The organism is Nonomuraea turcica (assembly GCF_030718205.1).
GTDB lineage: Bacteria > Actinomycetota > Actinomycetes > Streptosporangiales > Streptosporangiaceae > Nonomuraea.
Window position 1 is genome coordinate 211,332 of sequence record NZ_JAUZQF010000015.1, and the last position, 23,517, is coordinate 234,848.

Below are 23,517 nucleotides of genomic sequence, written 5' to 3' on the forward strand. Positions count from 1 at the left end.
CGGAGCCGACAGGATTATCATCGCGGTGGCCTATCCGATGACAAGCCGCGTCTCCGCCTACGTCACGCATGCTCTCATGCGGCAATTGGAACACGACCGGCTGGGCGATCTCTTGATGGAGTTGGAAGAGACGCGCGGACCCGTGACCGACGAGGAGTTGGCGGCGGCACGTGCGGAATGGCCGCAGGCGTGAGCCGTAAGCGAGTTCGATCCCGCGAGCACGGCTCGCTGGTGCTCGACAATGAAGGGCTGTCGAGGGCGGCGACGGAGAGGACGATGTACGTGCGCCTCAAGGCCGCGCATCTCGAGGGCCGACGCGTGATGACTTCTGCCGCGATCCTCGCCGAGACCCTGCGTGGTGAGGCTCGTGACGCAGGCATCCACCGTGTGCTCGGTGGAGTGGTGGTCGAGCCGGTGACACGCGAGATCGGCGAGTGTGCGGGCAAACTGATCGGTTCGGCCGGACTCGCTACCGATCAAGCGGTCGATGCGATGGTGGCCGCCACCGCCCTGGCGCAGGCTGGACCCGTTCTGATCGTCACCTCTGATGTGCCTCATCTAATCTGCGCTGGTCGCCGACCATGGGCGAGTGGCAGTGGTCCATGTGGACAAGATCGGTTGATCCAATCCCCACTCTGACCCACAGGCCGTGTGGCGAGCCACCGACGGATCCTTAGTGTAATGATCGTCCGCCGGTTTATATCAGAACTGTCCAAGACTCCAGGCGATGATCGTCCGGCCCTACATGTCCCGGCTGGGGGCGCTGTCTGAGCGAACCAGTAGCGCAGCGCCCCCGACGCGAAGACCTCAGCGGGTGTCGGAGTCGGTGTCGCTGAGGGCGGCGCGGCCCGCCTCCAGGCGGGCCACCGGGATCCGGAACGGGGAGCACGAGACGTAGTCCAGGCCCATCTCGTGGCAGAAGTGGACCGAGTCGGGGTCGCCTCCGTGCTCGCCGCAGATGCCCAGGTGCAGATCCGGCCTCGCGGCCCGGCCCTCCTCGACGGCGATCTTGATGAGGCGGCCCACGCCCTCCCTGTCCAGGGTCTCGAACGGGGAGACGCCGAAGATGCCCAGGTCCAGGTAGCGGTGGAAGAACGACGACTCCACGTCGTCCCTGGAGAAGCCCCAGGCCATCTGGGTCAGGTCGTTGGTGCCGAAGGAGAAGAACTCGGCGGCCTCGGCGATCTGGCCGGCCGTCAGGGCCGCGCGCGGCACCTCGATCATGGTGCCGATCAGGGCCTCGACGCCTACCTCGGCCAGGATCTTGGCCGCTTCCTCGCGTACCGACTCCAGCTCCTGTACGGCCGCCACCAGCGGAATCATGATCTCCGGGCGCGCGCCGGGGACCTCCTTGGCTGCCTGGGCGATCGCCCGCACCTGCATCGCGAACAGGCCGGGGATCACCAGGCCGAGGCGGACGCCGCGCAGGCCGAGCATCGGGTTCTGCTCGTGGAGGCGCCTGACCGCGGCCAGGAGCTTGCGGTCCTTGTCCGTGACGTCCTTCGATGTGGCGACCTTGACGGACAAGTCCACGATGTCGGGCAGGAACTCGTGCAGGGGCGGGTCGATCAGGCGAATGGTGACGGGATCGCCCCCCATAGCCTCAAATATCCCGATGAAGTCGGACTTCTGGAGAGGCTCCAGCGCGTCGAGCGCCGTCTGACGTTCCTCGTCCGTGGCCGCCAGGACCAGGTCCTCGACCAGCTGCCGGCGCTCACCCAGGAACATGTGCTCGGTACGGCACAGGCCGATGCCCCGCGCGCCGAAGCGGCGGGCGCGGGCGGCGTCGTCCGGGGTGTCGGCGTTGGCCCGCACGCCCAGCCGGCGGGCCTCGTCGGCGCGCCGCATGATGCGATCCACGGCCTTGACGAGCTCGTCACCGGGCTCAGCGCCCTCGAAATACTCCACCACGGCCGACGGGACCACCGGGACCTCGCCGAGGAACACCTCGCCGGTCGTGCCGTCGATGGAGATCACGTCGCCTTCCGACACGACCACCCCGTCCGGCGCCGTGAAGCTCCCCTCACGGATGTTGACGTCGAGCTCCTCCGCGCCGCACACGCACGTCTTGCCCATGCCGCGGGCCACCACGGCGGCGTGGGAGGTCTTGCCGCCGCGGCTGGTCAGGATGCCCTTGGCGGCGATCATGCCGGACAGGTCGTCGGGGTTGGTCTCGCGGCGGACGAGGATGACGTCCTCACCCTGCTCGCTCAGCTCCACGGCCCGTTCGGAGGAGAAGACGGCCTTGCCGACGGCGGCGCCCGGGGAGGCGTTCATGCCCTTGGCGATCTTCTTCTTGTCGGCGCCCCCGTCGAAGCGGGGGAACATGAGCTGGGCCAGCTGGTCGCCGGTGACCCGGGTGACGGCGTCGTCGAGGGTGATCAGCCCCTGGTCGACGAGCTGGGTGGCGATGCAGAAAGCGGCCGCCGCGGTCCGCTTGCCGACCCGCGTCTGCAACATCCACAACTTGCCGCGCTCGATCGTGAACTCGATGTCGCACAGGTCCTTGTAGTGCGTCTCGAGCGTCTCCATGATGCCGATCAACTCGTCGTAGGAGTGCTTGTCGATGCGCTCGAGGTCCTCCAGCGGGATCGTGTTGCGGATGCCCGCCACCACGTCCTCACCCTGGGCGTTCTGCAGGTAGTCGCCGTAGATGCCCTGCCGGCCGGACCCGGGGTCGCGGGTGAAGGCCACGCCGGTGCCGGAGTCGTCGCCGTAGTTGCCGAAGACCATGGCCATGATGTTGACGGCGGTGCCGAGGTCGGCGGGGATGCGTTCCTGGCGGCGGTAGAGGATGGCGCGCGGGGCGTTCCAGGAGTCGAAGACGGCCATGACGGCCAGGCGCATCTGCTCGCGCGGGTCGGTCGGGAAGTCCTTGCCGGTCTGCTCCCGCACGATCCCCTTGTACGTCTCCACCAGGCGTTGCAGCTCGTCCGCGTCCAGGTCGGTGTCCTGACGCCTGCCCTTGAGCTCGTCAAGAGCACGCTCGAACAGCTCGCCGTCGATGCCGAGCACCGTCTTGCCGAACATCTGGATGAGCCTGCGGTAGGAGTCCCAGGCGAACCGCTCGTTGCCGCCGGCCTGCTTGGCCAGGCCGTGCACGGACTCGTCGTTGAGGCCGATGTTGAGGACCGTCTCCATCATGCCCGGCATGGAGAACTTCGCCCCGGACCGCACGCTCACCAGGAGCGGATCGTCGGCCTGCCCGAGCTTCCTGCCCATCTTCTTCTCGAGTGCGTCCAGATGCCCGGCGACCTCGTGCTCCAGGCCGTCCGGCATGGCGCCGGCCGCCAGATAGTGGCGGCACGCCTCAGTGGTGATCGTGAATCCAGGGGGAACGGGCAGCCCGAGATTGGTCATCTCAGCGAGGTTCGCGCCTTTACCGCCGAGAAGATCCTTGAGATTCCTGTTGCCCTCGGTGAAATCGTAAACGTGCTTGGCCACCACAGCTCCAATCCAACGCCTCTGCCCCGGACTCTACCGGTGGAATTGATGATGAAACTGCACTCCCCTCCTATATCGGTGTTCGTGCTGGTGACAGCCGTACAACAGGTCTAATCCAATTTTATGGCCGGACAGTTCAAGATTGGTTTATACCAATTGGTTTACACCAATTCTTGTGAAAGGGCGAGGGCCGGTGCAGAATTGGATCACACCCCCGCCAGGAGGCCCCCATGGCCACTCCTACCAAGCCCAAGAGGCGCGCTCGTATCGTCGCCGGTTCGGCAAAGACGGCCCGCGACGCGGCGATCTATCTGGACGATCGGCTGCCCTTCGCGCGCTGGTTCCGGCCACAGCTGCGCAAACTGTTCCCCAGCCACTGGTCGTTCCTGCTGGGCGAGCTGGCGCTGTACTCGTTCGTGATGCTGGTGCTCACCGGCACGTTCCTGACGTTGTTCTACAAGCCCAACCCGGGCGTGGCCTTCTCCTCCGCCGTGGAGATCAGCTTGGAGGTGCGGGGCGGGCTGCTGATGCGGCAGCTGCATCACTGGTCGGCGACCGTGTTCGTGCTGGCGATCGTGGCCCACCTGTGCCGGGTCTTCTTCACCGGCGCGTTCAGGAAGCCGCGGGAGCTGACGTGGATGCTCGGCGTGGTGCTGTTCGGGCTGGTTCTCTTCGAGTCGTTCCTGGGCGTGTCGCTGCCCGGCGACCAGCTCGCGATGACGGGGCTGCGGCAGGCGCAGGGAGTGTTGTTGTCGATTCCGCTGGTGGGGACGTATCTGTCGGCGTTCGTGTTCGACGGCGGGTTCCCGGGCAACGTCATGCCACGGATCTTCGTCACGCACGTGCTGCTGGTGCCGGGGATTCTGCTGGCGCTGGTGCCGCTGCACGCGCTGGTCCTGACCTGGCGGCAGAAACACACCGAGCGCCGGGCTACCGCCGCCGGTGAGGGCACCGTGACCGGCGGGCCGTTCTTCCCGTACTTCGCGATCAAGAACGGGGCGACGGCGCTGTTCACGATCGGGGCGATCGCGGCGCTGGCCACGTTCGCGAGGGTCAACCCGGTGTGGGAGCACGGAGAGTACAACCCCGGCGGCTATCCGGTGTCGGCGCAGCCATTCTGGTATTTCGGGGTGCTGGACGGCGCGCAGCGGCTCGTCCCGGGGTGGGAGATCGTCGTCGGCGGGTACGTGCTCCAGCCAGGGCTGTGGGTGGCGCCGCTGATCCTGACGGTGTTCTTCGGCGTGCTGCTGTTCTATCCGTTCCTGGAGCGGCGTTTCACCGGCGACGGGGATCATCACCAGCTGCTGGACAGGCCGTCGCAGGCGCCGGTGCGGACGGCCCTGGGCGTCGCGGTCATCACGTTCTTCACCGTGTTGTGGGCGGGGATGTGGGTCTCGGAGATCCCGCCTGTGATGCGCTCCGCGCCCGGGTTCCCGCAGCCGCCGCCTGCTCCGCCGACGTTGCTGACGGTTCCGCCCGCCACCTACGAGATGATCATCCTGGGGCTGCGGGTGGCCGTGTTCGTGCTGCCGGTGGTGGCCTTCCTCGTCACCCGCGCCGTCTGCAGGAGGCGGTCAGCGTAGGGGGTTGTGGTCGGGCGGCACGCCGGGCACGCCGTCGCGCGGCGGGAGCCACAACACGAACGTCGCCCCCTCCCCGAGCCGGGAGAACACCGCGACCCGTCCGCCGTGCGACTCCACGATCTGCCGCACGATCGCCAGGCCGAGGCCCGTGTGGCGGTCACGGCGGCTGGGCTCGCCGCGCCAGAACCGGTCGAACACGCGCTCCTGGTCGGCCTCACGCAGTCCCGGGCCGTTGTCCCGGACCGCGACCCACAACCAGCCGTCCGAGCGACCTGACGCGACCCTGATCGTGCCGCCGGGGGGTGAGAGCCGCACGGCGTTCGAGAGCAGGTTCGCGACCGCGCGGCGCAGTGCGTCAGAGTCGCCGATCATCTCCAGGCCGCGCCCCAGGTCGCGGGTGATCGTCAGGTCGCGCGCGGCGGCCGGGGCCGTGTACTCTTCGCACGCCTCCCCCGCCACCCGCGACAGCTCGAGGTCGGCGTCAGCGAACGCGCCGCCCTGCCGCCTGGCGCTGGCCAGCAGATCCTCCACCAGCCTGGTCATGCGGGTGGTCGCGCGGTCCACGATGGCCACGGCCCTGGTCCGCTCCGCTTCGCTGGCGTCGGGGTCGGCGAGCACGGCGTCCACGTTCGCCCGGATGATGGTCAGCGGGCTGCGCAGCTCGTGCGAGGCGTCGTCGATGAGCTGGCGCTGCGTCCGGAACGCCTCCTCCAGGCGGTCGAGCATCTTGTCGATGGTGTCGGCCAGGTCCTTCAGCTCGTCGCTCGGCCCGTTCAGGTTGATGCGCCGCTTCAGGTCCGTGGCCTGGATGTCCTCCGTGGTACGGGTGATCGACCGGACCGGGCGCAGCACGCGGCCGGACAGCACCCAGCCGATGCCCAGGCTGGCGACGTAGAGGCCGGCCAGGGTGTAGAGCGAGTAGTCGCGCAGCGTGGTCATCGTCCGGACGTTGATGGCGTTCTCCACCTCCTCCACGAAGACGACCGGGCGCTTGTCGACATACCGCCCGTCGTTGTACACCTTGGCGTACTCCGTGGTGTACGGACGCTGGTCGGTCGTCTTGGAGACCGCGTAGTAGATCCCGCCGAGCACGAGCGCGGCCAGCACGAACAGCAGGCCCGAGTAGAGCACGGTGAGCCGGAAGCGGATGGTGTGGATCATGTCGGCTCCTTGAGCCGGTAGCCTCGGCTGATCACCGTCTCGATGAGGCCCTCCTCCTGCAGCTTGCGGCGCAGGTTGCCGACCGTGACGCGGACGGTGTTGGTGAACGGGTCGGCGTGCTCGTCCCAGACGTGTTCGAGCAGCTCCTCGGTGGACACGACGTGGCCCGGCCGGGTCATGAGGTAGTGCAGGACGCCGTACTCCTTGGGGGTGAGCGCCAGCGACCTGCCGTCCAGCGTGACCTCGAGCCGCGCCGTGTCGATCCGCAGCCTGCCCACCTGGATCACCGAGGTCCCGCCGCCGGAGTCCCTGCGCAGCAGCGCCCGGACCCTGGCCAGCAGCTCGGGGAACGCGAACGGCTTGACCAGGTAGTCGTCGGCTCCCTCGTCGAGCCCGCGGACGCGGTCGTCCAGCCGGTCGCGGGCGGTGACCATGATGATCCGCACGCCCTTGCCCGCGGCGCGTACGGTGCGGCACAGCTGGAAGCCGTCGCCGCCGGGCAGGTTCAGGTCGAGCAGGACCAGGTCGTACGTGTTGACCTGCAGTTTCTCGTGCGCGGACGGCGCGTCGTAGGAGACGTCCACCGCGTATCCCGCGCGGATGAGGCCGACGCGCAGCGCCTCGACCAGGTCCTCCTCGTCCTCCACCACAAGCAGTCGCATGCCCTGCACCCTAATTTCGGATGATGCGTTCCGCGATGGGAGCGGCCCGGTCGATGGGGATGGCGAAGCCGATGCCGATGTTGCCGCCGCCCCGCCCGGCCGCGATCGCGGTGTTCACGCCGACGACCTCACCCCGGGCGTTCACCAGCGGGCCGCCCGAGTTGCCCGGGTTGATCGACGCGTCCGTCTGCACGGCCGTCCGCGGGGCGCCGCCCAGCCGCACCTCGCGGTCCAGCGCGCTGACGATGCCGGCGGTGACCGTGCCCGACAGGCCCAGAGGCGAGCCGATCGCGAGCACCTGGTCGCCGACCGCCAGGTCCCCCGACCTGCCGAGCATGGCGGGTGTCAGGTCGCCCGGGTACGACACCTCCAGCACGGCCAGGTCCTCGTCGTCGTCCTCGCCGATCACCTGGGCCGACAGCCGGCGGCCGTCGTTGAGTATCACGGTCACCTGGTCGGAGCCCTGGACCACGTGCGCGTTGGTGAGGATGTGACCGCGATCGTCCACCACGAACCCCGATCCGCCGCCCCGGCCGACCTCCACCGACACCACGCTGGGCAGCACCCGGGCCGCCGTCGCGCTGAGTCCGCCGAGGCTTGCCGAGGGGGCGGGCGCCACCCTGGGGAGGGCGGCAGCGGCGGGGGCCGGCTCGGACCCTTCGAAGAGCCGGGCCCCCGCCACGCCCGCCGCCGCCCCGGTGACCGCCGCGACGAGCGCGGCGGCCACCAGCAGACGTCCCCTGGGCGGGGCCTTGGGTGTCGTCGGGGCCGTTCTGGGCCCCTGCGGAACCGTGACGCCGGGGCGGTCCTCCACCGGCAGGGTGACGAACTCCGGCCCGCGCGGGTTGCCCAGCCCCCTCACGGGAGCCTCGAGAACCACAGCATCGACGTCACCGCCGCGATCAACGCGAAGATCAGCCCCGCCGCCACGAACCACTGCCATACCTCCTGACGCTCGGTCCGGAAGCCGACCGAGGTGCCGATGTCGTCGTAGACCGCCTGCAGCTCGTCGCCGCTCGCCGCCTCGTAGAAGCCGCCGCCCGCCGCCTCCGCCATGCCGCGCAGCGCCGGGCCGTCCACCGGCACCGGGACCTCGCGTCCAGACAGGTTGATGGTGCCGTCGGGCGTGCCGTAGGCGATGGTGGTGACCGGGACGCCCCGGTTGGCCGCCTCCGCCGCGGCGTCGGTGACCGTGCGGCCGGTGGTGTTGGAGCCGTCCGACAGCAGCACGATGTGCGCGGGCGGCGCCTCCTCCTGCGAGTCGAGCGAGGCGATGGCCTCCAGCGAGGAGTAGACCGCCTCGCCGATCGCGGTGCCGGAGTCCATGCTGAGCCGGTCGATCGCCATCAGCACCGCCTGCCGGTCCGTGGTCGGTGGCACGGCGATCGAGGCGTTCGACGAGAACGACACCAGGCCCAGGTTGAACCGCTCCGGCAGGCCCCGCACGAACTGCCTGGCCGCCTGCTTGGCCGCCTCGAAGCGGTTCGGGGAGACGTCGGTGGCGCCCATCGACGCGGACACGTCGAACGCCACCATGATCGTCGCCCGCTCCCTGGGCACCGTGACCTCGGCCTGCGGCCGGGCGAAACCCACCACGAGCAGGGCGAACATCAGCAGCAGCGCCGCCGCGGGCAGGTGCCGCCGCCATCCCGGCCCTCTCGGCGCGACCTTGTCGAGCAGGTCGAGGTTGGTGAAGCGGACGGCGTACGCGCTGCGCCGCAGCTGCACGATGACGTAGGTGACGGCGAGCAGGGCCACGGGGATGAGCAGCAGCAACCAGATGGGTGCGAGCAGCGTCATGCCGCATCACCTCCTCCGGGCGGGCGACCCGTGGCGGGACCGCCAGCACTGGGCCCGCCCGCACTGGGCTCACCCGGGCTCGGGGTCGGCGGGCGCGCCGGGAGTGCCGGGCTGGCGGCCAGCGTGGCCAGGCGGCGCTGTCTCATGACGTGCTTGACCAGGTCGCGCACCCAGTCCCGGTCGGTACGCAGCCGCAGGTGGGTGGCCCCGGCCCGGCGCATCGCCTGCGCGATGGCGTCGCGTTGCCCGGCCGCCGCCTCGGCGTACCTGCGCCGCAGCCGCGCGCTGGCGGTCGAGACCTCGCGCCGCCGCCCGCTCTCCGGGTCGATCAGCGTCATGATCCCGACGTTGGGCAGGGTCAGCTCGCGCGGGTCGAGCACCTCCACGGCCAGCACCTGGTGCCGGGCGGTGAGCTTGCGCAGCGGCAGCTCCCACGTCTCGGGAGGGTCCAGGAAGTCGGACACGACGACCATCAGGCCGCGCCGGCGCACCACCCGGCCCAGCTGCTCGGCCGCCACACCGAGCAGCGGCTCGGCCACCCCCGGCGCCGTGCGGGGCAGCCCGAACGCGGCCTGCAGCACGGCCATCAGGTGCGGCCGGCCCGTCCTGGCGGGCAGCGTCCTGACGCCGCCGCCATGCAGCATGTGGGTGCCGATGCGGTTGCCGGTCCGCTGGGTGAGGAAGCCGACCGCGGCCAGCGCGGACAGGGCCAGCTCCCGCTTCTCCATCGCCGCGGTGCCGAAGTCCATGCTGGCGGTGGCATCGAGCAGGGCCCAGATCTCCAGCTCCCGGTCGGCGACCAGGTCGCGCACGTGGGGCACGTTCGTGCGGGCGGTGACGTTCCAGTCCATTCGCCGCACGTCGTCGTCCGGTTGGTACGGCCGGGTCTCCGCCGGCTCGCTCCCGGGACCTGGCAGCAGCCCCAGGTGTTCGCCCTGGAGCAGTCCATCCAGCCTCCTGGTGATCGTCAGCTCGAGCCTGCGCAGCGCGGGCTCTGCCATCAGATACGGCTTCATGCCGCGGCTTCCTGCTGGTGGGGCATCTGGGGCTGCCCGTCGTGCTGCTGCGGGGCGATGACCGGCAGCGGCACGGCGGCCAGCACCCGGTCGACGATCTGCCGGGGCAGCACGCCGTCGGCCAGCGCGTCGAAGGAGAGCACCAGCCGGTGGGCCATGACGTCGTGCGCCAGGTCCCGTACGTCCTCCGGCAGCACATAGTCGCGTCCCCGCAGCAGCGCCAGCGCCCGGCCGGCGGCCAGCAGGCCGAGCGTGGCCCTGGGGCTCGCGCCGAACGCCAGCAGCCGCCGCACGTCCTGCACCCCGTACCGGTCGGGGTCGCGGGTGGCGTAGACGAGGCGGACGGCGTACTCGGCGACCGCGTGGTGCACGAAGACCTCCTCGGCCCGCCGCTGCAGCGCGATGACGCGCGCGGGGTCGAGGATCTGCTGGGGCGTGGGCGGGTCCACGCTCATGCGGTAGACGATCGCCAGCTCCTCCGATTCGCTGGGATAGTCCACGTCGATCTTCATGAGGAAGCGGTCGCGCTGCGCCTCGGGCAGGTGGTAGACGCCTTCGGACTCGATCGGGTTCTGCGTGGCCAGCACCAGGAACGGCGTCGGCACGTCATGGGTGACACCGCCGATGCTGACCTGCCGCTCGGCCATGATCTCCAGCAGGGCCGACTGCACCTTCGCGGGCGCCCTGTTGATCTCGTCGGCGAGCAGCAGGTTGGCCATGACCGGGCCGAGCTCGATGTCGAAGCTCTCGGTCGAGGGCCGGTAGATCCTGGTGCCGACGATGTCGGAGGGCACCAGGTCGGGCGTGAACTGAATACGCGCGAACGTGCCGCCGACCACGGAGGCCATGGTCTCGGCGGCGAGCGTCTTGGCGATGCCAGGCACGCCTTCGAGCAGGCAGTGCCCCTTGGCGAGCACCGCCACGAGCAGCCGCTCGACCATATGATCTTGCCCGACGATCACCCGCTTGACCTCGAACAGCGCCCTTTCCAGGAGCGCGTGTTCAGTCATGGCTGGGTTTCCGTCAGGGGGCAGTCGTCCATGACGACGCGTAGCTCCAGCGCGCTCGGCTCGGGTTCGGCGAACGCGGCGCTCCCCGTCATCAGCGCTGCGCCTACGGCCAGCAGCACAACAGCGAAACGTGATGTACGCATGGTTTCCTTGTCCCTCGTATTGGCCCCATATCGGGCTTAGAAGGCATGTCATCAGACGACCGCGAAAACCGGCGTAACCCTCGCCTTTACACGATTTTTCGGTTGGGCAGGATAGACCTCCGGCATGACGCCCATCCAGCGCTACCTCGCCGAAGAGGTGGCCCACGACCACGCGGACGGCCTCATCCCCCGCCGCGAGGCGCTGCGGCGGCTCGCGCTGCTGGGCCTGGGACTGCCCGCCGCCTCCGCCCTCCTGGCGGCCTGCGGCGCTCCCGAGGAGGCCGCCGCGCCCACCACAGCGGCGGCGACCACGCCCGCTCCCGCGCCCACGACGGCGAGCCCGGCGGGGCCCTCGCCGCTGCCGACGGAGGCGATCACATTCGCCGGGCCCGAGGGCACGACGTTGCAGGCCGCGTGGGCGGCCGCCGAGGGCGACGCCAAGGGCGCCGTCCTGGTGATCCACGAGAACCGCGGCCTCACCGACCACATCCGCTCGGTCGCCGGCCGCCTGGCCGCGAGCGGCTACTCGGCCCTGGCCCTCGACCTGCTGTCGCGGGAGGGCGGCACCGCTTCGTTCGCCGACACCGCGCAGGCCACCGCCAGGCTCGGGGAGATCCAGCCTGAGCGGTTCGTGGCCGACATGAAGGCCGCGGTGGGCGAGCTGGGCCGGCGGGCCGAAGGGTCGAAGCTCGGCATGATGGGCTTCTGCTTCGGCGGCGGGATGACGTGGTTGCTGCTGTCGTCCGCCGAGCCCCGCCTGGCCGCCGCCGTGCCCTTCTACGGACCGCTGCCGGACAACGCTGACATGGCCGGCACCAAGGCCGCCGTCCTCGGGGTGTACGCCGAGCAGGACGACCGGGTGAACGCCACCAGGGACGCCGCCGAGGCCGCCCTGCAGAAGGCCGGGCTGACGCACGAGATCGTGACGTTCCCCGGCGTGGGGCACGCGTTCTTCGACGACACGGGACAGCGGTACAACGCGCAGGCGGCTTCCCAGGCGTACGAGCGGGTCCTGGACTGGTTCGGCCGCCACCTGTCCTGATCACCCGGCCCTCCGCAAGAGGTGCCGGTCACCATAGGACGGCCACCTCCGCTCAGGAGGTGGCCGTCCATCATGCCCGGATCAGCCGATCAGATACTTCATCACCTTCTTCAAGGCCGCGTTCCGCGCGCCGTCGTTGCCCAGCTGCTCCAGTCCGAATCCCAGCAGCACCGTGTCCTTGGTGGTCACGGCCGCCGTCTTGTCGGCCTGTGCCCGGACGAAGTCGCCGGACCCGGTCGGGCTGCCCGCCGGAGGTCCGGGGATCGCCCACGGGCCGAGCCCGCTCTCGAAGCCCTCGGCGTCCAGCGTCCCACCGGTCGTGGTGACCCTGGTGTCGTCCACGAACGCGCCCACCCCGCCGGTGGACGGGTCGGTCACGTAGCTGATCGACACCTCGACCTGCTGCCCCGCGTACGCGGACAGGTCGAAGGCGACCTGCTGCCAGCCGCCCGAGTTCTCGGTGAACCGGTTCCAGGAGCCGCTGGTCCCGGTCGCCGTGCAGGGGTTGCCCGGCGTCAGGTAGTGCAGCAGCCAGGGATGCTCCTCCAGGAGGAACCCGGCCTCGCACTCCGTCGGCACCGTGGTGTCCGTGCCGCCGTTGAGGTCCGGCAGCGTCGTCCAGTTGTCCTGGCCGACCGCGTGGGCCTCGACGATCACGTTGTCGTACCCGGGCTCGGTGTCGAAGGACAGCTGGAACGCCAGCCGCGGCTGCTGCGCCGCCGGCACGGAGCCCAGGTTGATCGTCCTGGTCAGCCGCATGTAGGAGTCGTCGGCGTGCGAGCCCTTGATGTACCACTCCCCCTCGATCGGATCGAACGGCCCGGGCGTGCCGAGCTGGTAGTCCGCCGCCGGCGTGCCCGTGAAGCGCGGGAAGTCCGTGCCCATGGGTAGCAGCACCCCGGCCTCGTCCACCGGGTTGCCGGCGGTGGCCGGCCCGCCGAACGTGCCGCTCGTCCCGGCCAGCGGGCCCGCGCCGGTGAAGCCGGCGGGGTTCTCGCGCGGGATGCGGCCGCCAACGCCGAGGTAGTACTGCGTGAAGTCGTCGGCCAGCAGCAGGCACTCGTCGAACAGGCCCTGGATGGTGGTGACGACGCAGTCGCCGTCCGGGTTGCCGTCGATGCCGTAGTAGATGCCGCCGACGATGGTGTCGAGAATGCCGTAGTACGCGGCTGTCTCGCCGGTGTAGAGGAGTTTGCCTCCCTCGTTGAGGTAGTCGCGGATGGCGATCGTCAGATACTGCTGCGACGGCTTGACGTCGGCGTCGGGCAGGTTGCCGAGCGGGGTGACGGTGACCACGTCCTGCTGGTCCATGGACAGCCGGTTGTCGCCCAGCTCCCACACCAGGCCCTTGAAGTGCGACAACACGCCCAGGTGGTGCGGCACGCCCTGGGAGTCCACGTCCCACGTCTCGGACGCGTACCCGGCGGACTTGAGTGCCTGCTGGTACGTCGCGGCGTACTTGGGCGCGGTCACCGAGGGCGGGTAGTCCGGGTTGAAGCCCGTGTAGTCCTCGTTGGCGATCACCAGCACCTTGGCCGCGGAGTCCTTGGCCAGCGTGTAGGTGAAGTGCGAGCTGGAGACGACGCCGGCGCCCGGCTTGAAGCCCTGGAACCAGGCTTCGACCTTGTCACCCGGTTTCGCCCCGCTCACGGTGCCGCGGTACTCGGCGAAGTACAGGTCGTTCTCGCCGCCGTACCGCTCGCCGCCCTTCCATTCGCTGAGCGTCCTGGTCTGCGTCGGGCCGCCGTTGATGCGGAAGCGCAGCACCTTGCCGAGCAGCGACCGGCGGGCGGTGACCGCCACCGGCTGCGGGTCGCCGTACGAGACGGAGAAGGAGTCCGGCGCGAAGTCGGGCACCGTGCGCCCGACCACGGAGACCGGCTTGTCCGGCGTGTGCACGGTCTTGGCCGCGGCCAGCGCCAGGGGGATGTTCATGGTGAACTCCTCCTGGATCAGCTCCTCGTCGTCGGGGAAGGTGAACCCGAGCCCGCCGGCGCAGTCCGCGAGCGTCCACTCGTCGTTGGGGTTGCGGTCGGCCGCCGCCTCGCACGTGGACATCTCGGGCGTGATCGACATGATGCCGCGCAGGTTGGTCATGTGGCCGTCGGTCTCGCCGTTGGTGGTGTAGAGCTCGGCCCCGATGTCCGGGTCGTACGTCGGCACCGCCGGGTTCGCGTCGTCGCCCAGCAGGGCCTCGAAGATCAGGTCGTCGGGCGACGGGGTGGCCTGCTGCCAGCCGATGCCGTACAGCAGCAGCATGGCCGCGGAGTGGTAGTTCAGCATGTACGTGAACCGCACCCGCTTGGTGAGGTTGTCCAGCGCCACGGTCTCCGGCTCGGACTGCGCGGCCGGCCCGCGGTAGGTCTGGCTGGAGAGGAGACTCGAGGAGCCCTCGTCGTCGTAGCGCCACTTGTAGGCGAAGTTGCGGTTGGGGTCGACGCCGTCGTTGCTGGTGATCTGGCCGTCGCCGTCGTTGTCACGCAGGTTCTTGCGCCACAGCCGGTTGTCGGGGGTGAAGGTGTAGTCGTAGCCGTCGGGGTTGGCCACCGGCAGGAACCACAGCTCCGTGGTGTTCACCAGCTGGGTCAGCTCGGCGTTGCTCCCGTAGCCGTTGAGGAAGTGGTGCAGCAGCCGCCGCACCATCTCGGGCGTGATCCACTCACGGGCGTGCTGGGCCGCCAGATACAGCATGGCCGGGCGGCTGCCGTCACGCAGCTTGCGCGCGTCCTTGGTCAGCTTGATCGCCGTGATCGGCGTGCCGTTGACGCTGTTGCCGATGTCGACGACCTTCGCGATGCCGGGCTTGGCGTTGGCCGCGGCGATGATCTCCTCGCGGATGCCGCCCGCGCCCGCGTACCGTTTGAAGACCCCATCGCCCTTCTGCGCGAGCCGCGCCCGGTTCGCGTTCTGGGCGGTGAGGCTGATGCCTTGCTTGGCGAGTGAGTCGGCCAGCGCGGAGGCGAGGATCACCTCGATGGTCACCTTGCCGTCGGCCCGCTTGACGATCCTCATCTCCTCGCGGTCCACGCCTGCCGCGACGAGCCTGGCCATCTGGTCGGCGGTGAGTTCGCCGGTGTAGACGAACACACCGTCGGGTCCTGCCGGTTTCGGCACCGCTGAGGCTGGGGGTGCGGTGACCGAGCCGAGTAACAGGAGCATGCCGGCGAACATGACGAGTATGCGCTTCATCGCGCCTCCGAGAAGTCGGCCCCCGAATGCCGCTAGGGATTGCCCGCAATCTCCGTGTATGCCGGACTCTTGTCAATCATCACGGCCACATCCGGTCAATCCTGATCCAGCCGGAGTCCGGCTCCGTAGAGTCCTGCGAATGGGCGCCGTCGAACCACGGAGCCGGCCAAGCATGCGCGCGTAACGGTGGCGCGCCGGTGAGGCGGAGGAGCGTCCCCTGGAGGACCCTCAGCCGAAGTGCGGCGGGAGGAGCCCACGTGGCCTGCCGTAAAGGATGGTCTGGCCTTTGCCCGAAAATGGACGCGCGGCCGGAAGTACGGCGGACGGCCTTTGCACGAAAACGGCCGCGCGCCGAAAGTACGACGGGCGGCCCTTCCACGAAAAACGGCCGCGCGCCGAAAGCACGGCGGACGGCCCTTCCACGAAAAACGGCCGCCCGCCGAAAGCACGGCGGGCGGCCGAACACGACTCCAAGAAATCAGTCGTTGAGGTGCTGGCGCAGGTAGGACTCGACGCCGTCGATGGAGATGCGCTCCTGGGCCATGCTGTCCCGCTCGCGAATCGTCACCGCCTGGTCTTCCAGCGTGTCGAAGTCGACCGTGATGCAGAACGGCGTGCCGATCTCATCCTGCCGCCGGTAGCGGCGGCCGATGGCGCCCGCGTCGTCGAACTCGACGTTCCACCGGCGGCGCAGCTGCGCGGCCAGGTCGCGGGCCTTCGGCGACAGGTCGGTGTTGCGCGACAGCGGCAGCACCGCGGCCTTGACCGGGGCGAGCCGGTGGTCGAGCCGCATGACCGTGCGCTTTTCCATCTGGCCCTTGGCGTTGGGCGCCTCGTCCTCGCTGTAGGCGTCCAGCAGGAACGTCAGCGTGGCCCGGTCGACGCCGGCCGCCGGCTCGATGACGTAGGGGACGTAGCGCTCGCCGGTGTCCTGCTCGAAGAAGCTGAGGTCGACGCCCGACGCCTTGGAGTGGGAGGTCAGGTCGAAGTCGGTGCGGTTGGCGATGCCTTCGAGCTCACCCCACTCCGAACCGGTGAAGTTGAACCGGTATTCGACGTCGACGGTGCGCTTGGAGTAGTGGGACAACTTTTCCTTGGGGTGCTCGTAGAGCCGGAGGTTGTCCTTGTTGATGCCGAGGTCGGAATACCAGCGGAAGCGCTCGTCGATCCAGTATTGGTGCCACTCCTCGTCCGTGCCCGGCTTGACGAAGAACTCCATCTCCATCTGCTCGAACTCGCGGGTGCGGAAGATGAAGTTGCCCGGCGTGATCTCGTTGCGGAACGACTTGCCGATCTGGCCGATGCCGAACGGGATCTTCTTGCGCGCGGACTGCTGCACGTTGAGGTAGTTGATGAAGATGCCCTGCGCGGTCTCGGGGCGCAGGAAGGCCAGGCCCGACTCGTCCTCGACCGGGCCGAGGAACGTCTTGAGCAGGCCGCTGAACTGCCGCGGCTCGGTGAAGGTGCCCTTGTTTCCGCAGTTGGGGCAGGTGATGTCGGCCAGGCCGCCCTCGGGCGTCTTGCCGTTCTTCTCCTCGTAGGCCTCGATGAGGTGATCGGCCCGGAACCGCTTGTGGCAGGACAGGCACTCGGTCAGCGGGTCGGTGAAGGTGTCGACGTGACCGCTGGCCCGCCACACCTCGGGCGCCAGGATGACGCAGGAGTCGAGGCCGACGATGTCCTCGCGGGCCTGGACCATCGACAGCCACCACTGCCGCTTGACGTTGTTCTTCAGCTCGACACCCAGTGGACCGTAGTCCCACGACGCGCGCAGTCCGCCGTAGATCTCGCTCGACGGGTAAACGAGCCCGCGGCGTTTGGCGAGGCTGACGATGGTGTCCATGACGTCGGTGCGTCGTGCCATTGTGGTTGGTTCTCTTTCCGGCTGGAGGTCGGCGAGTGAAATTCGTGAGCTCCCAGCTTAGGGGACGGTCGCACGTTCTCGCGCGCGAGAATTCGTCACGCGCCCTCTACGTCCTGAATGTAGACGTCCTCGTATGCGCTGGGCTCGTTGACCATGAGGATCATCAACGGATACATCGCCATCCGGGCGGCGGACAGCGCCCTGCGGTAGAACCCTGCTCCCTCCCACTCGGTGACCAGCGCCCACAGATTGGGCTCGTCCACCGACCGGGCCAGCCTGCCACGCTGGTAGCCCGGCTGGGTGGCGAACGTTTCGAGGATCGCGTGGGCCTGCTTGACGAAGTCTTGGGACTGGGACTCTGGAACGGTGTATCTGATCACAGCGAGCACGCGACCAGCCTAGAGGCGAAGCAGGCCCACCACGGGCCCATAGGCGAGGTGTTCGCCCGCACATTCCGCGCGGGCGTGCCTGCGGGTCCCGTAGGCTCGGGGCGTGGCTGCGAACAACAAGCGCCCGCTCCCTCAGGGTGAGCGGTTCTTCACGCCGGGCGCGACCGGGCTGCGCAAGGCCGTGGAGCAGCGGAGCGCGGTGCCGATGACCTATCTCTTCACGCAGGTGCCCCGGTGGGTGGCGCCCGTGCTGCTGGTGGTCCTGTTGCTGGTGGGGTTCGCCGTGACCAATCCGCTGGGCGGGGTGGCGGCGCTCGTCGTGCTGGCGTTCGTGGCGTGGCTGGCCTATCTGTCCTGGCCGTCGCTGCGGATCGGCGGGAGGCTGGTGCGGGTCGCCATGATGACCTTTCTGATCCTGCTCGCGGCGACCCGCTTCGGCCTGATTTAGGGCAGCAGCGTGTAGTGGGGGAAGTTGCCCGGGAGGCGTTCGGCGTCCGGGCCCGTGGTCACGGCCCTCACCAGGAGGTCGCCGCCGACGAAGGCGCCGCGCCAGGACGCCCCGAGGCCGCCGAAGAGCTCGTCGCGGTCGCCTCGTGAGCGCGGCCGGTTGTGGCCGACCTTGAAGGACCGCACCTCGGACGACAGCCGCTGGAAGGTCTCCTCCTCGTCGCAGGACAGGGTGGCGACGAGGGCGCCGTTGCTGGCGTTCATAGCGGCCAGCAGCTCCGCTTCGGTGTCCACCAACACGATCGTGTCGACCGGGCCGAAGGGCTCGGCGTGGTGGAGAGGCGAGGAGGGCGGCGGGTTGAGGAGCGCCGTCGGGGCAAAGTAAGCGGAAATATCCTGCCCCGGAAGGAAATGTCCGGTGTCGAGGGACGCCCGGTGGACCGGGACGCCGCCCCGGGCGATCGCCTCGTCCACCTGGTCGGCCAGTTCTTTGGCCTTCGAGGCGTTGATCAGCGGGCCGAAGTCCAGCTGCGGCAGCGGATCATCGGGATCTTCGACGGCGAGCGGGTGCCCGAAGCGCAGCGATCCGACCGCCGTCAAATAGGTCTGCAGGAACTCGTGGAACAACGACCGCTGCACCACGAACCGCGGGTAGGCCGTGCAACGTTGCTTACCGTAGTCGAACGACGCCCGGATCTGCCGGGTGAGCAGCTCCCAGTCGCCGTAGTCCCACACGCCCCAGCAGTTGAGCCCCTCCTGCTCCAGCACGTGCCGCCGCCCGAGGTCGGCCACGGAGCCGGCGACCTTCGCCCCGGCGCTCCGGCCGCCGACGAAAGACACGCACCCGAGCGAGCGGCCCGCCACCAGCACGGGCGACAATTCCGAGCCGCCCCCGCTGACCAGCGTGAACGGCAGCCCTTCCCGTACGGCGAGCGCGCAGGCGAGGGTGAGGCAGCTCAGGCCACCGTCGGTGGGGGTCTTGGCGATGACCGCGTTGCCGGCCAGCGCCTGCACGAGCATGGCGTGCATGAGCACGCTCATCGGATAGTTCCAGCTGGCGATGTTGCTGACCGGCCCGGGCAGCGGCATGCGGCCTGCGACCATGCGGTCGATCTCCGCCACATACCACCGGACCCCGTCCAGGCAGCGGTCCACGTCCGCGCAGGCCGTCTTCCACGGCTTGCCGATCTCCCAGACCAGCAGCAGGGCCAGCAGGTCGCGGTGGGCCGCCATGGAGTCGACCGCGGCCGAGACCATGGCCTTGCGCTCGTCGAGCGGCAGGTGCCGCCAGCGCCGGTGTTCCTCGACCGCCCCGGCCACCGCCCGTCCCGCTCCGGCCCGGTCCAGCCTGGGCGGCCCGGCGATGGCGGTGCCGTCCAGCGGCGAGAAACCGGGCACGGGGCGCCCGTCACGGTGCCAGACGCCGCCCCAGTGGTTGAGCACGCGGTCGTCGTGGAAGGCCTCGGGCGCCACCGCACAGCAGCGGTCGTACGCGTCCCGCCAGGCCGTACCCGGCTTGAGCCGCATGTGCATCCCTCCAGAGTCGGAATCAGTCGGACCAGTCGGCGGTCATGAGCTCGGGCAGCGGCTCGAACTCCTTGATGGCTTCCAGTGAGGGCCCCATGGCGGCGTTCGCCTCGCGCTCCACCATCACCTCGACGAGGACGGGCAGCCGCTCCCGCGCCGCCTCGGCCGAGGCCCAGGCCAGCGCGTCCCGCAGGTCCCCGGGCACCTCCACCCGGCGGGCCGGGCAGCCGAACGCCTCCATGGCCTTGACGTGGTCGATGCCGCCCTCGCCGTAGTGCAGGTCCACGGCGTAGTTCATGCCGTACGGGATCTCGGCCTGCCTGATCAGCCCCAGATACTCGTTGTTGATCATGACGATGACGAACGGGATGCGGTACTGGGCGGCCACCGCGATCTCCTCCATGAGGAACTGGAAGGAGTAGTCGCCCACCACGGCTACCACCTGCCGCTCCGGATGGGCGCACTTGACGCCCATGGCGGCCGGCACCTCCCAGCCCAGCGGCCCGGCCTGCCCACACACGAGGTAGCGGCGCGGCAGGTACGTCGTCTGGAACTGCCCCGACCAGATCTGGTAGAGCCCGATGGCGGTGACGAACGTGGTGTCCCGGTCGAAGAACTCGTTGATCTCCTTGAACACCCGAGGCGGCTTGATCGGCACGTCGTCGAAGTCGTCGCGGCGGCCCATCGTGCGGCGCAGGTCGGCGACCTTGCGCACCCACGTGCCCGGCTCTCTGCGGGCGGTACGACGGCGCGCCTGGTCCAGCAGCTCCGCCAGCACCGGCCGGGCGTGCCCGACGATCCCCAGGTCGGGCTCGAAGACCCGGCCGATCTGCGTGGGCTCGATGTCCACGTGGATGAACTTCCGGCCCCTGCGGTAGACGTCGAGGTCGCCGGTGTGCCGGTCCCCGAAGCGCGCCCCCACGGCCAGGACCAGGTCGCTCTCCAGGAACGCGGCGTTGCCCCACCGCGTCTGGGTCTGGATGCCGGCCATGCCGGCGAACAGCGGGTGGTCCTCGGGGAAGGCGCCCTTGCCCATGAGCGTCACCTGCACCGGCACCTGCAGGTGCTCGGCCAGCGCGCGCAGCTCCTCGCTCGCGTCGCCGATGATCACTCCGCCGCCGGCGAGGATGATCGGCCGCCTGGCCACCGACAGCATGTCCACCGCCGCGCTCACCGCCCTGGGCAGCGGCCTCGGCACCTCGACGGGCAGCGGCGCGTCCAGGTCCCGGTCGTACAGGCAGGTGCCGCGCTGCACGTCGATCGGCAGATCGATGAGCACGGGCCCGGGCCGCCCGGACCGCGCGATCCTGAACGCCTCCCTGAACACCCACGGCGCCTGGGCCGGCTCCTTGAGCTGCACCGCCCACTTGGTCACCGGCCGGGCGATCTCCACGATGTCGACCGCCTGGAACGCCTCCTGGTGCAGCTTGGAGGTCATGGCCTGCCCGGTGACGCAGATCATCGGGATCGAGTCGGCCAGGGCGGTGTAGAGGCCGGTGATCATGTTGGTGCCGGCGGGGCCGGATGTGCCGATGCAGACGCCGACGTTGCCCGTCACCCTGGCCCAGCCGTCGGCGGCGTGGGTGCCGCCCTCCTCGTGGCGGACCGTGATGTGCCTGATCGAGCTGTGCTGGAGCGCGGCGTAGAGCGGCAGGATGGCCGCCCCGGGGATGCCGAAGACGGTGTCCACCCCCTCCGACTCCAGCACCGCCACCACGGCCTCCATGCAAGGGATTCGGTTCATCCGTTGAGCCTTTCGACGACCTTGAGCAGGGCGGAGTGGTCGAGCGAGCCGTGGCCCTGCGCCCGGGCCGCGGCCACGAGCTGGGCGACCTGCCCGGTGAGCGGCAGGCTGACCCCGGCCTCGCGGGCGGCGGCGAGCGCAATGCCCATGTCCTTGTGGTGCAGGTCGATGCGGAAGCCCGGGGCGAACTCACGCTTGACCATGGTGTGCCGCTTGAGCTCCAGGATCCGGGAACCTGCCAGGCCGCCCGCGAGCACGTCGAGCCCGCCCGCCGGGTCCACGCCGGACGCCTCCAGGAGCACGATCGCCTCCGCCACCAGCCCGTAGATGCCGCCGACGACGAGCTGGTTGGCGGCCTTCACGGTCTGCCCGGCGCCGGCCGGGCCGACGTGCACCACGGTCGTGCCGAGCGTCGACAGGATCGGCCGGGCCGCCTCGGCGTCCTCGGCCGCGCCGCCGACCATGATCGAGAGCGTGCCGTCGATCGCGCCGCGCTCGCCACCGCTGACCGGGGCGTCGAGGGCCCGTACGCCGACGGCCGCTGCCTGCCGCGCCACCCACCGGGAGGTCTCCGGCTTGATCGTGCTCATGTCGATGTAGAGGAGGTTGGGGCGGCCGTACTCGATCACCAGCGGCGCGACCTCCTCGACCTGCGGCGAGTCGGGGAGCATGGTGATCACGACGTCCGCGCCGCCAACCGCGTCGACCACACTCGACGCGCCCTTGCCGCCCAGGCCGGCGAGCTGGTCGACGCGCTCGGCGCTCACGTCATAGCCGGTCACGGCATGTCCGGTCTTGAGGAGGTTGGCCGCCATCGGGCTGCCCATGATCCCCAAGCCGACGAACCCGATGTTCATCCCTGCCTCCAGTCGAACGCGCCCGGCCCTTCGTGCCGGTACTCCAGGCCGACGTGACCCCGATAGCCCGCGGCCTCCAGCCGCGCGAAGATCTCCCGGTACGGCATGCGCCCGCTCCCCGGCCGGCCCCTGCCGGGATCGTCGGCGATCTGCACGTGGCCGAATCGTGCGCAGTGCCGGTCGATGAGCGCGAGCACGTCCTCGCCCATCCGGTGCAGGTGGTAGAGGTCGGCCAGGAAGGCCACGTTCTCCCGATCCACCTCGTCGATCAGCTCGAACGCCGCCTGTGACGATGTGATCGGATATTTCGGGTTCTCGTGGGAGTTGAGGGCCTCGACCACCACGGTCGCGCCGATGCCGGCGGCCGCGTCGGCCGCCGTGCGCAGGTTGGCCACGGCGAGGTCCCTGTCGACGTCGGGGCCATTGCCGTACAGGGCGTTGAGCACCCCGCAGCCCAGCTCGCCGGCCAGCCGCACGGCGGCGTCGATGTTGGCCTGGAACCGGGCCGAGCCGTCCGGCCTGGCCAGCAGGCCGCGCTCGCCCGCGGCCATGTCGCCGGCGTCGAAGTTCAGCCCGACGAGCCGCACCCCGGCGTGCTCGATGGCCTGCCGCAGCGCGGCCAGCTCGGCGCCCGTCGGGTCCGGGCCGTCGAACGGCCACCACAGCTCGACGGCGTCGAACCCGTTCTTGGCCGCCGCGGCCGGCCGTTCCAGCAGCGGCAGATCGGTGAACAGAATGGACAGGTTGACGTCGAACCTCACGAGACACCCGCCAGGGCCGAGCGCATGAGCCGGGCCGTCTCGGACGGGGTCCGGCCGACCCGCACCCCGACCGCCTCCAGGGCCTCCTTCTTGGCCTGCGCGGTGCCGGACGAGCCGGACACGATCGCGCCGGCGTGCCCCATGGTCTTGCCCTCCGGCGCGGTGAAGCCGGCGACGTAGGCCACCACGGGCTTGGTGACGTGCTCGGCGATGTAGGCCGCGGCCCGTTCCTCGGCGTCGCCACCGATCTCACCGATCATCACGATGGCGTCGGTGCCGGGGTCGTCCTGGAACGCCCGCAGACAGTCGATGTGGGTGGTCCCCACGACGGGGTCGCCGCCGATGCCGACGGCGGTGGAGAAGCCGAGGTCGCGCAGCTCGTACATGAGCTGATAGGTGAGCGTGCCGGACTTGGAGACCAGGCCGATGCGGCCGGCCGAGGTGATGTCGGCGGGAATGATCCCGGCCGAGGACTGCCCGGGGCTGATCAGTCCGGGGCAGTTGGGCCCGATGATCCGGGTACGGCCGTTCGCCAGCGCGCGGAACCGTACCGCGTCATGGACCGGGACGCCCTCGGTGATCACCACGCACAGCGGCACGCCCGCCGCCACCGCCTCCTCCACGGCGCCGCCGGTGAAGCGCGGCGGCACGAAGACCACCGACACGTCAGCCCCGGTCTGGGCCACCGCCTCGGCCACGGAGCCGAACACCGGCACCGTACGCTCGCCGAAGTCCACCGACCGCCCGCCCTTGCCCGGGGTGACCCCGGCCGCGACATCGGTGCCGGCGGCCAGCATGCGGGCCGTGTGCCTGGTGCCCTCCGCGCCCGTCATGCCCTGCACGAGCACCCGGCTGTCCTTGGTCAGAAAGATCGCCAT

General features: G+C 69.9%; 21 protein-coding genes. 5 read left to right on the top strand and 16 right to left on the bottom strand.

Features of this window, described 5'->3' with window-relative positions; translation table 11 throughout:
- Window positions 1-25 precede the first annotated feature (25 nt).
- A complete protein-coding gene (locus tag Q9G87_RS34965; RefSeq protein ID WP_305920832.1) occupies window positions 26-193 on the top strand; it encodes a hypothetical protein in 168 nt (55 codons plus the stop codon).
- Between the two features lie 83 nt (window positions 194-276).
- On the top strand, window positions 277-639 hold the full coding sequence (locus Q9G87_RS34970; protein ID WP_305920833.1) for a type II toxin-antitoxin system VapC family toxin: 363 nt from the start codon (window positions 277-279) through the stop codon (window positions 637-639).
- 168 nt (window positions 640-807) lie between these two features.
- Here the strand turns inward: Q9G87_RS34970 and ppdK are convergent, their stop codons facing one another.
- A complete protein-coding gene (gene ppdK / locus Q9G87_RS34975) occupies window positions 808-3,444 on the bottom strand; it encodes a pyruvate, phosphate dikinase (protein ID WP_305920834.1) in 2,637 nt (878 codons plus the stop codon).
- 230 nt (window positions 3,445-3,674) lie between these two features.
- Between ppdK and Q9G87_RS34980 the strand changes: the two genes are divergently transcribed.
- Window positions 3,675-5,027: a cytochrome b gene (locus Q9G87_RS34980; RefSeq protein WP_305920835.1), complete on the top strand. Its 1,353-nt coding sequence runs from the start codon at window positions 3,675-3,677 to the stop codon at window positions 5,025-5,027.
- On the opposite strand, the gene Q9G87_RS34985 is transcribed toward Q9G87_RS34980, so the two are convergent.
- From Q9G87_RS34985 to Q9G87_RS35015, 7 genes are read right to left on the bottom strand one after another with little or no spacing between them, the layout of a single operon-like run.
- A complete protein-coding gene (locus Q9G87_RS34985; protein WP_305920836.1) occupies window positions 5,019-6,188 on the bottom strand; it encodes a HAMP domain-containing sensor histidine kinase in 1,170 nt (389 codons plus the stop codon). The two genes, Q9G87_RS34980 and Q9G87_RS34985, sit on opposite strands and share 9 nt — an antisense overlap.
- On the bottom strand, window positions 6,185-6,850 hold the full coding sequence (locus Q9G87_RS34990) for a response regulator transcription factor (RefSeq protein WP_305920837.1): 666 nt from the start codon (window positions 6,848-6,850) through the stop codon (window positions 6,185-6,187). Before Q9G87_RS34990 ends, Q9G87_RS34985 begins: the two co-directional genes overlap by 4 nt.
- Before the next feature lie 10 nt (window positions 6,851-6,860).
- Complete coding sequence (locus Q9G87_RS34995) at window positions 6,861-7,712, bottom strand: S1C family serine protease (RefSeq protein WP_305920838.1); 852 nt, start codon at window positions 7,710-7,712, stop codon at window positions 6,861-6,863.
- Window positions 7,709-8,650, bottom strand: coding sequence for a VWA domain-containing protein (locus Q9G87_RS35000; protein ID WP_305920839.1), 942 nt, complete (start codon window positions 8,648-8,650; stop codon window positions 7,709-7,711). Before Q9G87_RS35000 ends, Q9G87_RS34995 begins: the two co-directional genes overlap by 4 nt.
- A complete protein-coding gene (locus tag Q9G87_RS35005) occupies window positions 8,647-9,666 on the bottom strand; it encodes a DUF58 domain-containing protein (protein ID WP_305920840.1) in 1,020 nt (339 codons plus the stop codon). The genes Q9G87_RS35000 and Q9G87_RS35005 overlap by 4 nt, the downstream gene beginning before the upstream one ends.
- Window positions 9,663-10,676, bottom strand: coding sequence for an AAA family ATPase (locus Q9G87_RS35010; protein ID WP_305920841.1), 1,014 nt, complete (start codon window positions 10,674-10,676; stop codon window positions 9,663-9,665). Before Q9G87_RS35010 ends, Q9G87_RS35005 begins: the two co-directional genes overlap by 4 nt.
- The gene (locus tag Q9G87_RS35015; RefSeq protein WP_305920842.1) at window positions 10,673-10,819 is read right to left on the bottom strand and encodes a hypothetical protein; all 147 of its coding nucleotides are present in this window, start codon (window positions 10,817-10,819) and stop codon (window positions 10,673-10,675) included. Before Q9G87_RS35015 ends, Q9G87_RS35010 begins: the two co-directional genes overlap by 4 nt.
- A gap of 124 nt (window positions 10,820-10,943) precedes the next feature.
- Between Q9G87_RS35015 and Q9G87_RS35020 the strand changes: the two genes are divergently transcribed.
- A complete protein-coding gene (locus Q9G87_RS35020; protein ID WP_305920843.1) occupies window positions 10,944-11,861 on the top strand; it encodes a dienelactone hydrolase family protein in 918 nt (305 codons plus the stop codon).
- Between the two features lie 81 nt (window positions 11,862-11,942).
- Here Q9G87_RS35020 and Q9G87_RS35025 read toward each other — a convergent pair whose 3' ends face one another.
- From Q9G87_RS35025 to Q9G87_RS35035, 3 genes are all read right to left on the bottom strand, one after another.
- Entirely contained in the window at window positions 11,943-15,050 is a 3,108-nt protein-coding gene (locus Q9G87_RS35025) for a M14 family metallopeptidase (RefSeq protein ID WP_305920844.1), read from the bottom strand.
- A 478-nt stretch (window positions 15,051-15,528) separates the two neighbouring features.
- Window positions 15,529-16,914, bottom strand: coding sequence for a glycine--tRNA ligase (locus Q9G87_RS35030; RefSeq protein WP_305920845.1), 1,386 nt, complete (start codon window positions 16,912-16,914; stop codon window positions 15,529-15,531).
- 95 nt (window positions 16,915-17,009) lie between these two features.
- Window positions 17,010-17,303, bottom strand: a complete 294-nt coding sequence (locus tag Q9G87_RS35035; RefSeq protein ID WP_305920846.1) for an antibiotic biosynthesis monooxygenase family protein — start codon at window positions 17,301-17,303, stop codon at window positions 17,010-17,012.
- 103 nt (window positions 17,304-17,406) lie between these two features.
- On the opposite strand from Q9G87_RS35035, the gene Q9G87_RS35040 reads away from it, so the two are divergent.
- Window positions 17,407-17,751, top strand: coding sequence for a DUF6703 family protein (locus Q9G87_RS35040; RefSeq protein ID WP_305920847.1), 345 nt, complete (start codon window positions 17,407-17,409; stop codon window positions 17,749-17,751).
- On the opposite strand, the gene Q9G87_RS35045 is transcribed toward Q9G87_RS35040, so the two are convergent.
- From Q9G87_RS35045 to sucD, 5 genes are read right to left on the bottom strand one after another with little or no spacing between them, the layout of a single operon-like run.
- The gene (locus Q9G87_RS35045; RefSeq protein WP_305920848.1) at window positions 17,748-19,283 is read right to left on the bottom strand and encodes an aldehyde dehydrogenase family protein; all 1,536 of its coding nucleotides are present in this window, start codon (window positions 19,281-19,283) and stop codon (window positions 17,748-17,750) included. The genes Q9G87_RS35040 and Q9G87_RS35045 overlap by 4 nt on opposite strands.
- A 16-nt stretch (window positions 19,284-19,299) precedes the next feature.
- Window positions 19,300-21,021 carry a glyoxylate carboligase gene (gene gcl, locus Q9G87_RS35050; protein WP_305920849.1) on the bottom strand — a complete coding sequence of 574 codons (1,722 nt, stop codon included), beginning with the start codon at window positions 21,019-21,021 and terminating at the stop codon, window positions 19,300-19,302.
- On the bottom strand, window positions 21,018-21,878 hold the full coding sequence (locus Q9G87_RS35055) for an NAD(P)-dependent oxidoreductase (protein ID WP_305920850.1): 861 nt from the start codon (window positions 21,876-21,878) through the stop codon (window positions 21,018-21,020). The genes gcl and Q9G87_RS35055 overlap by 4 nt, the downstream gene beginning before the upstream one ends.
- A complete protein-coding gene (locus tag Q9G87_RS35060) occupies window positions 21,875-22,639 on the bottom strand; it encodes a hydroxypyruvate isomerase family protein (protein WP_305920851.1) in 765 nt (254 codons plus the stop codon). Before Q9G87_RS35060 ends, Q9G87_RS35055 begins: the two co-directional genes overlap by 4 nt.
- Complete coding sequence (gene sucD, locus Q9G87_RS35065) at window positions 22,636-23,517, bottom strand: succinate--CoA ligase subunit alpha (RefSeq protein WP_305920852.1); 882 nt, start codon at window positions 23,515-23,517, stop codon at window positions 22,636-22,638. Before sucD ends, Q9G87_RS35060 begins: the two co-directional genes overlap by 4 nt.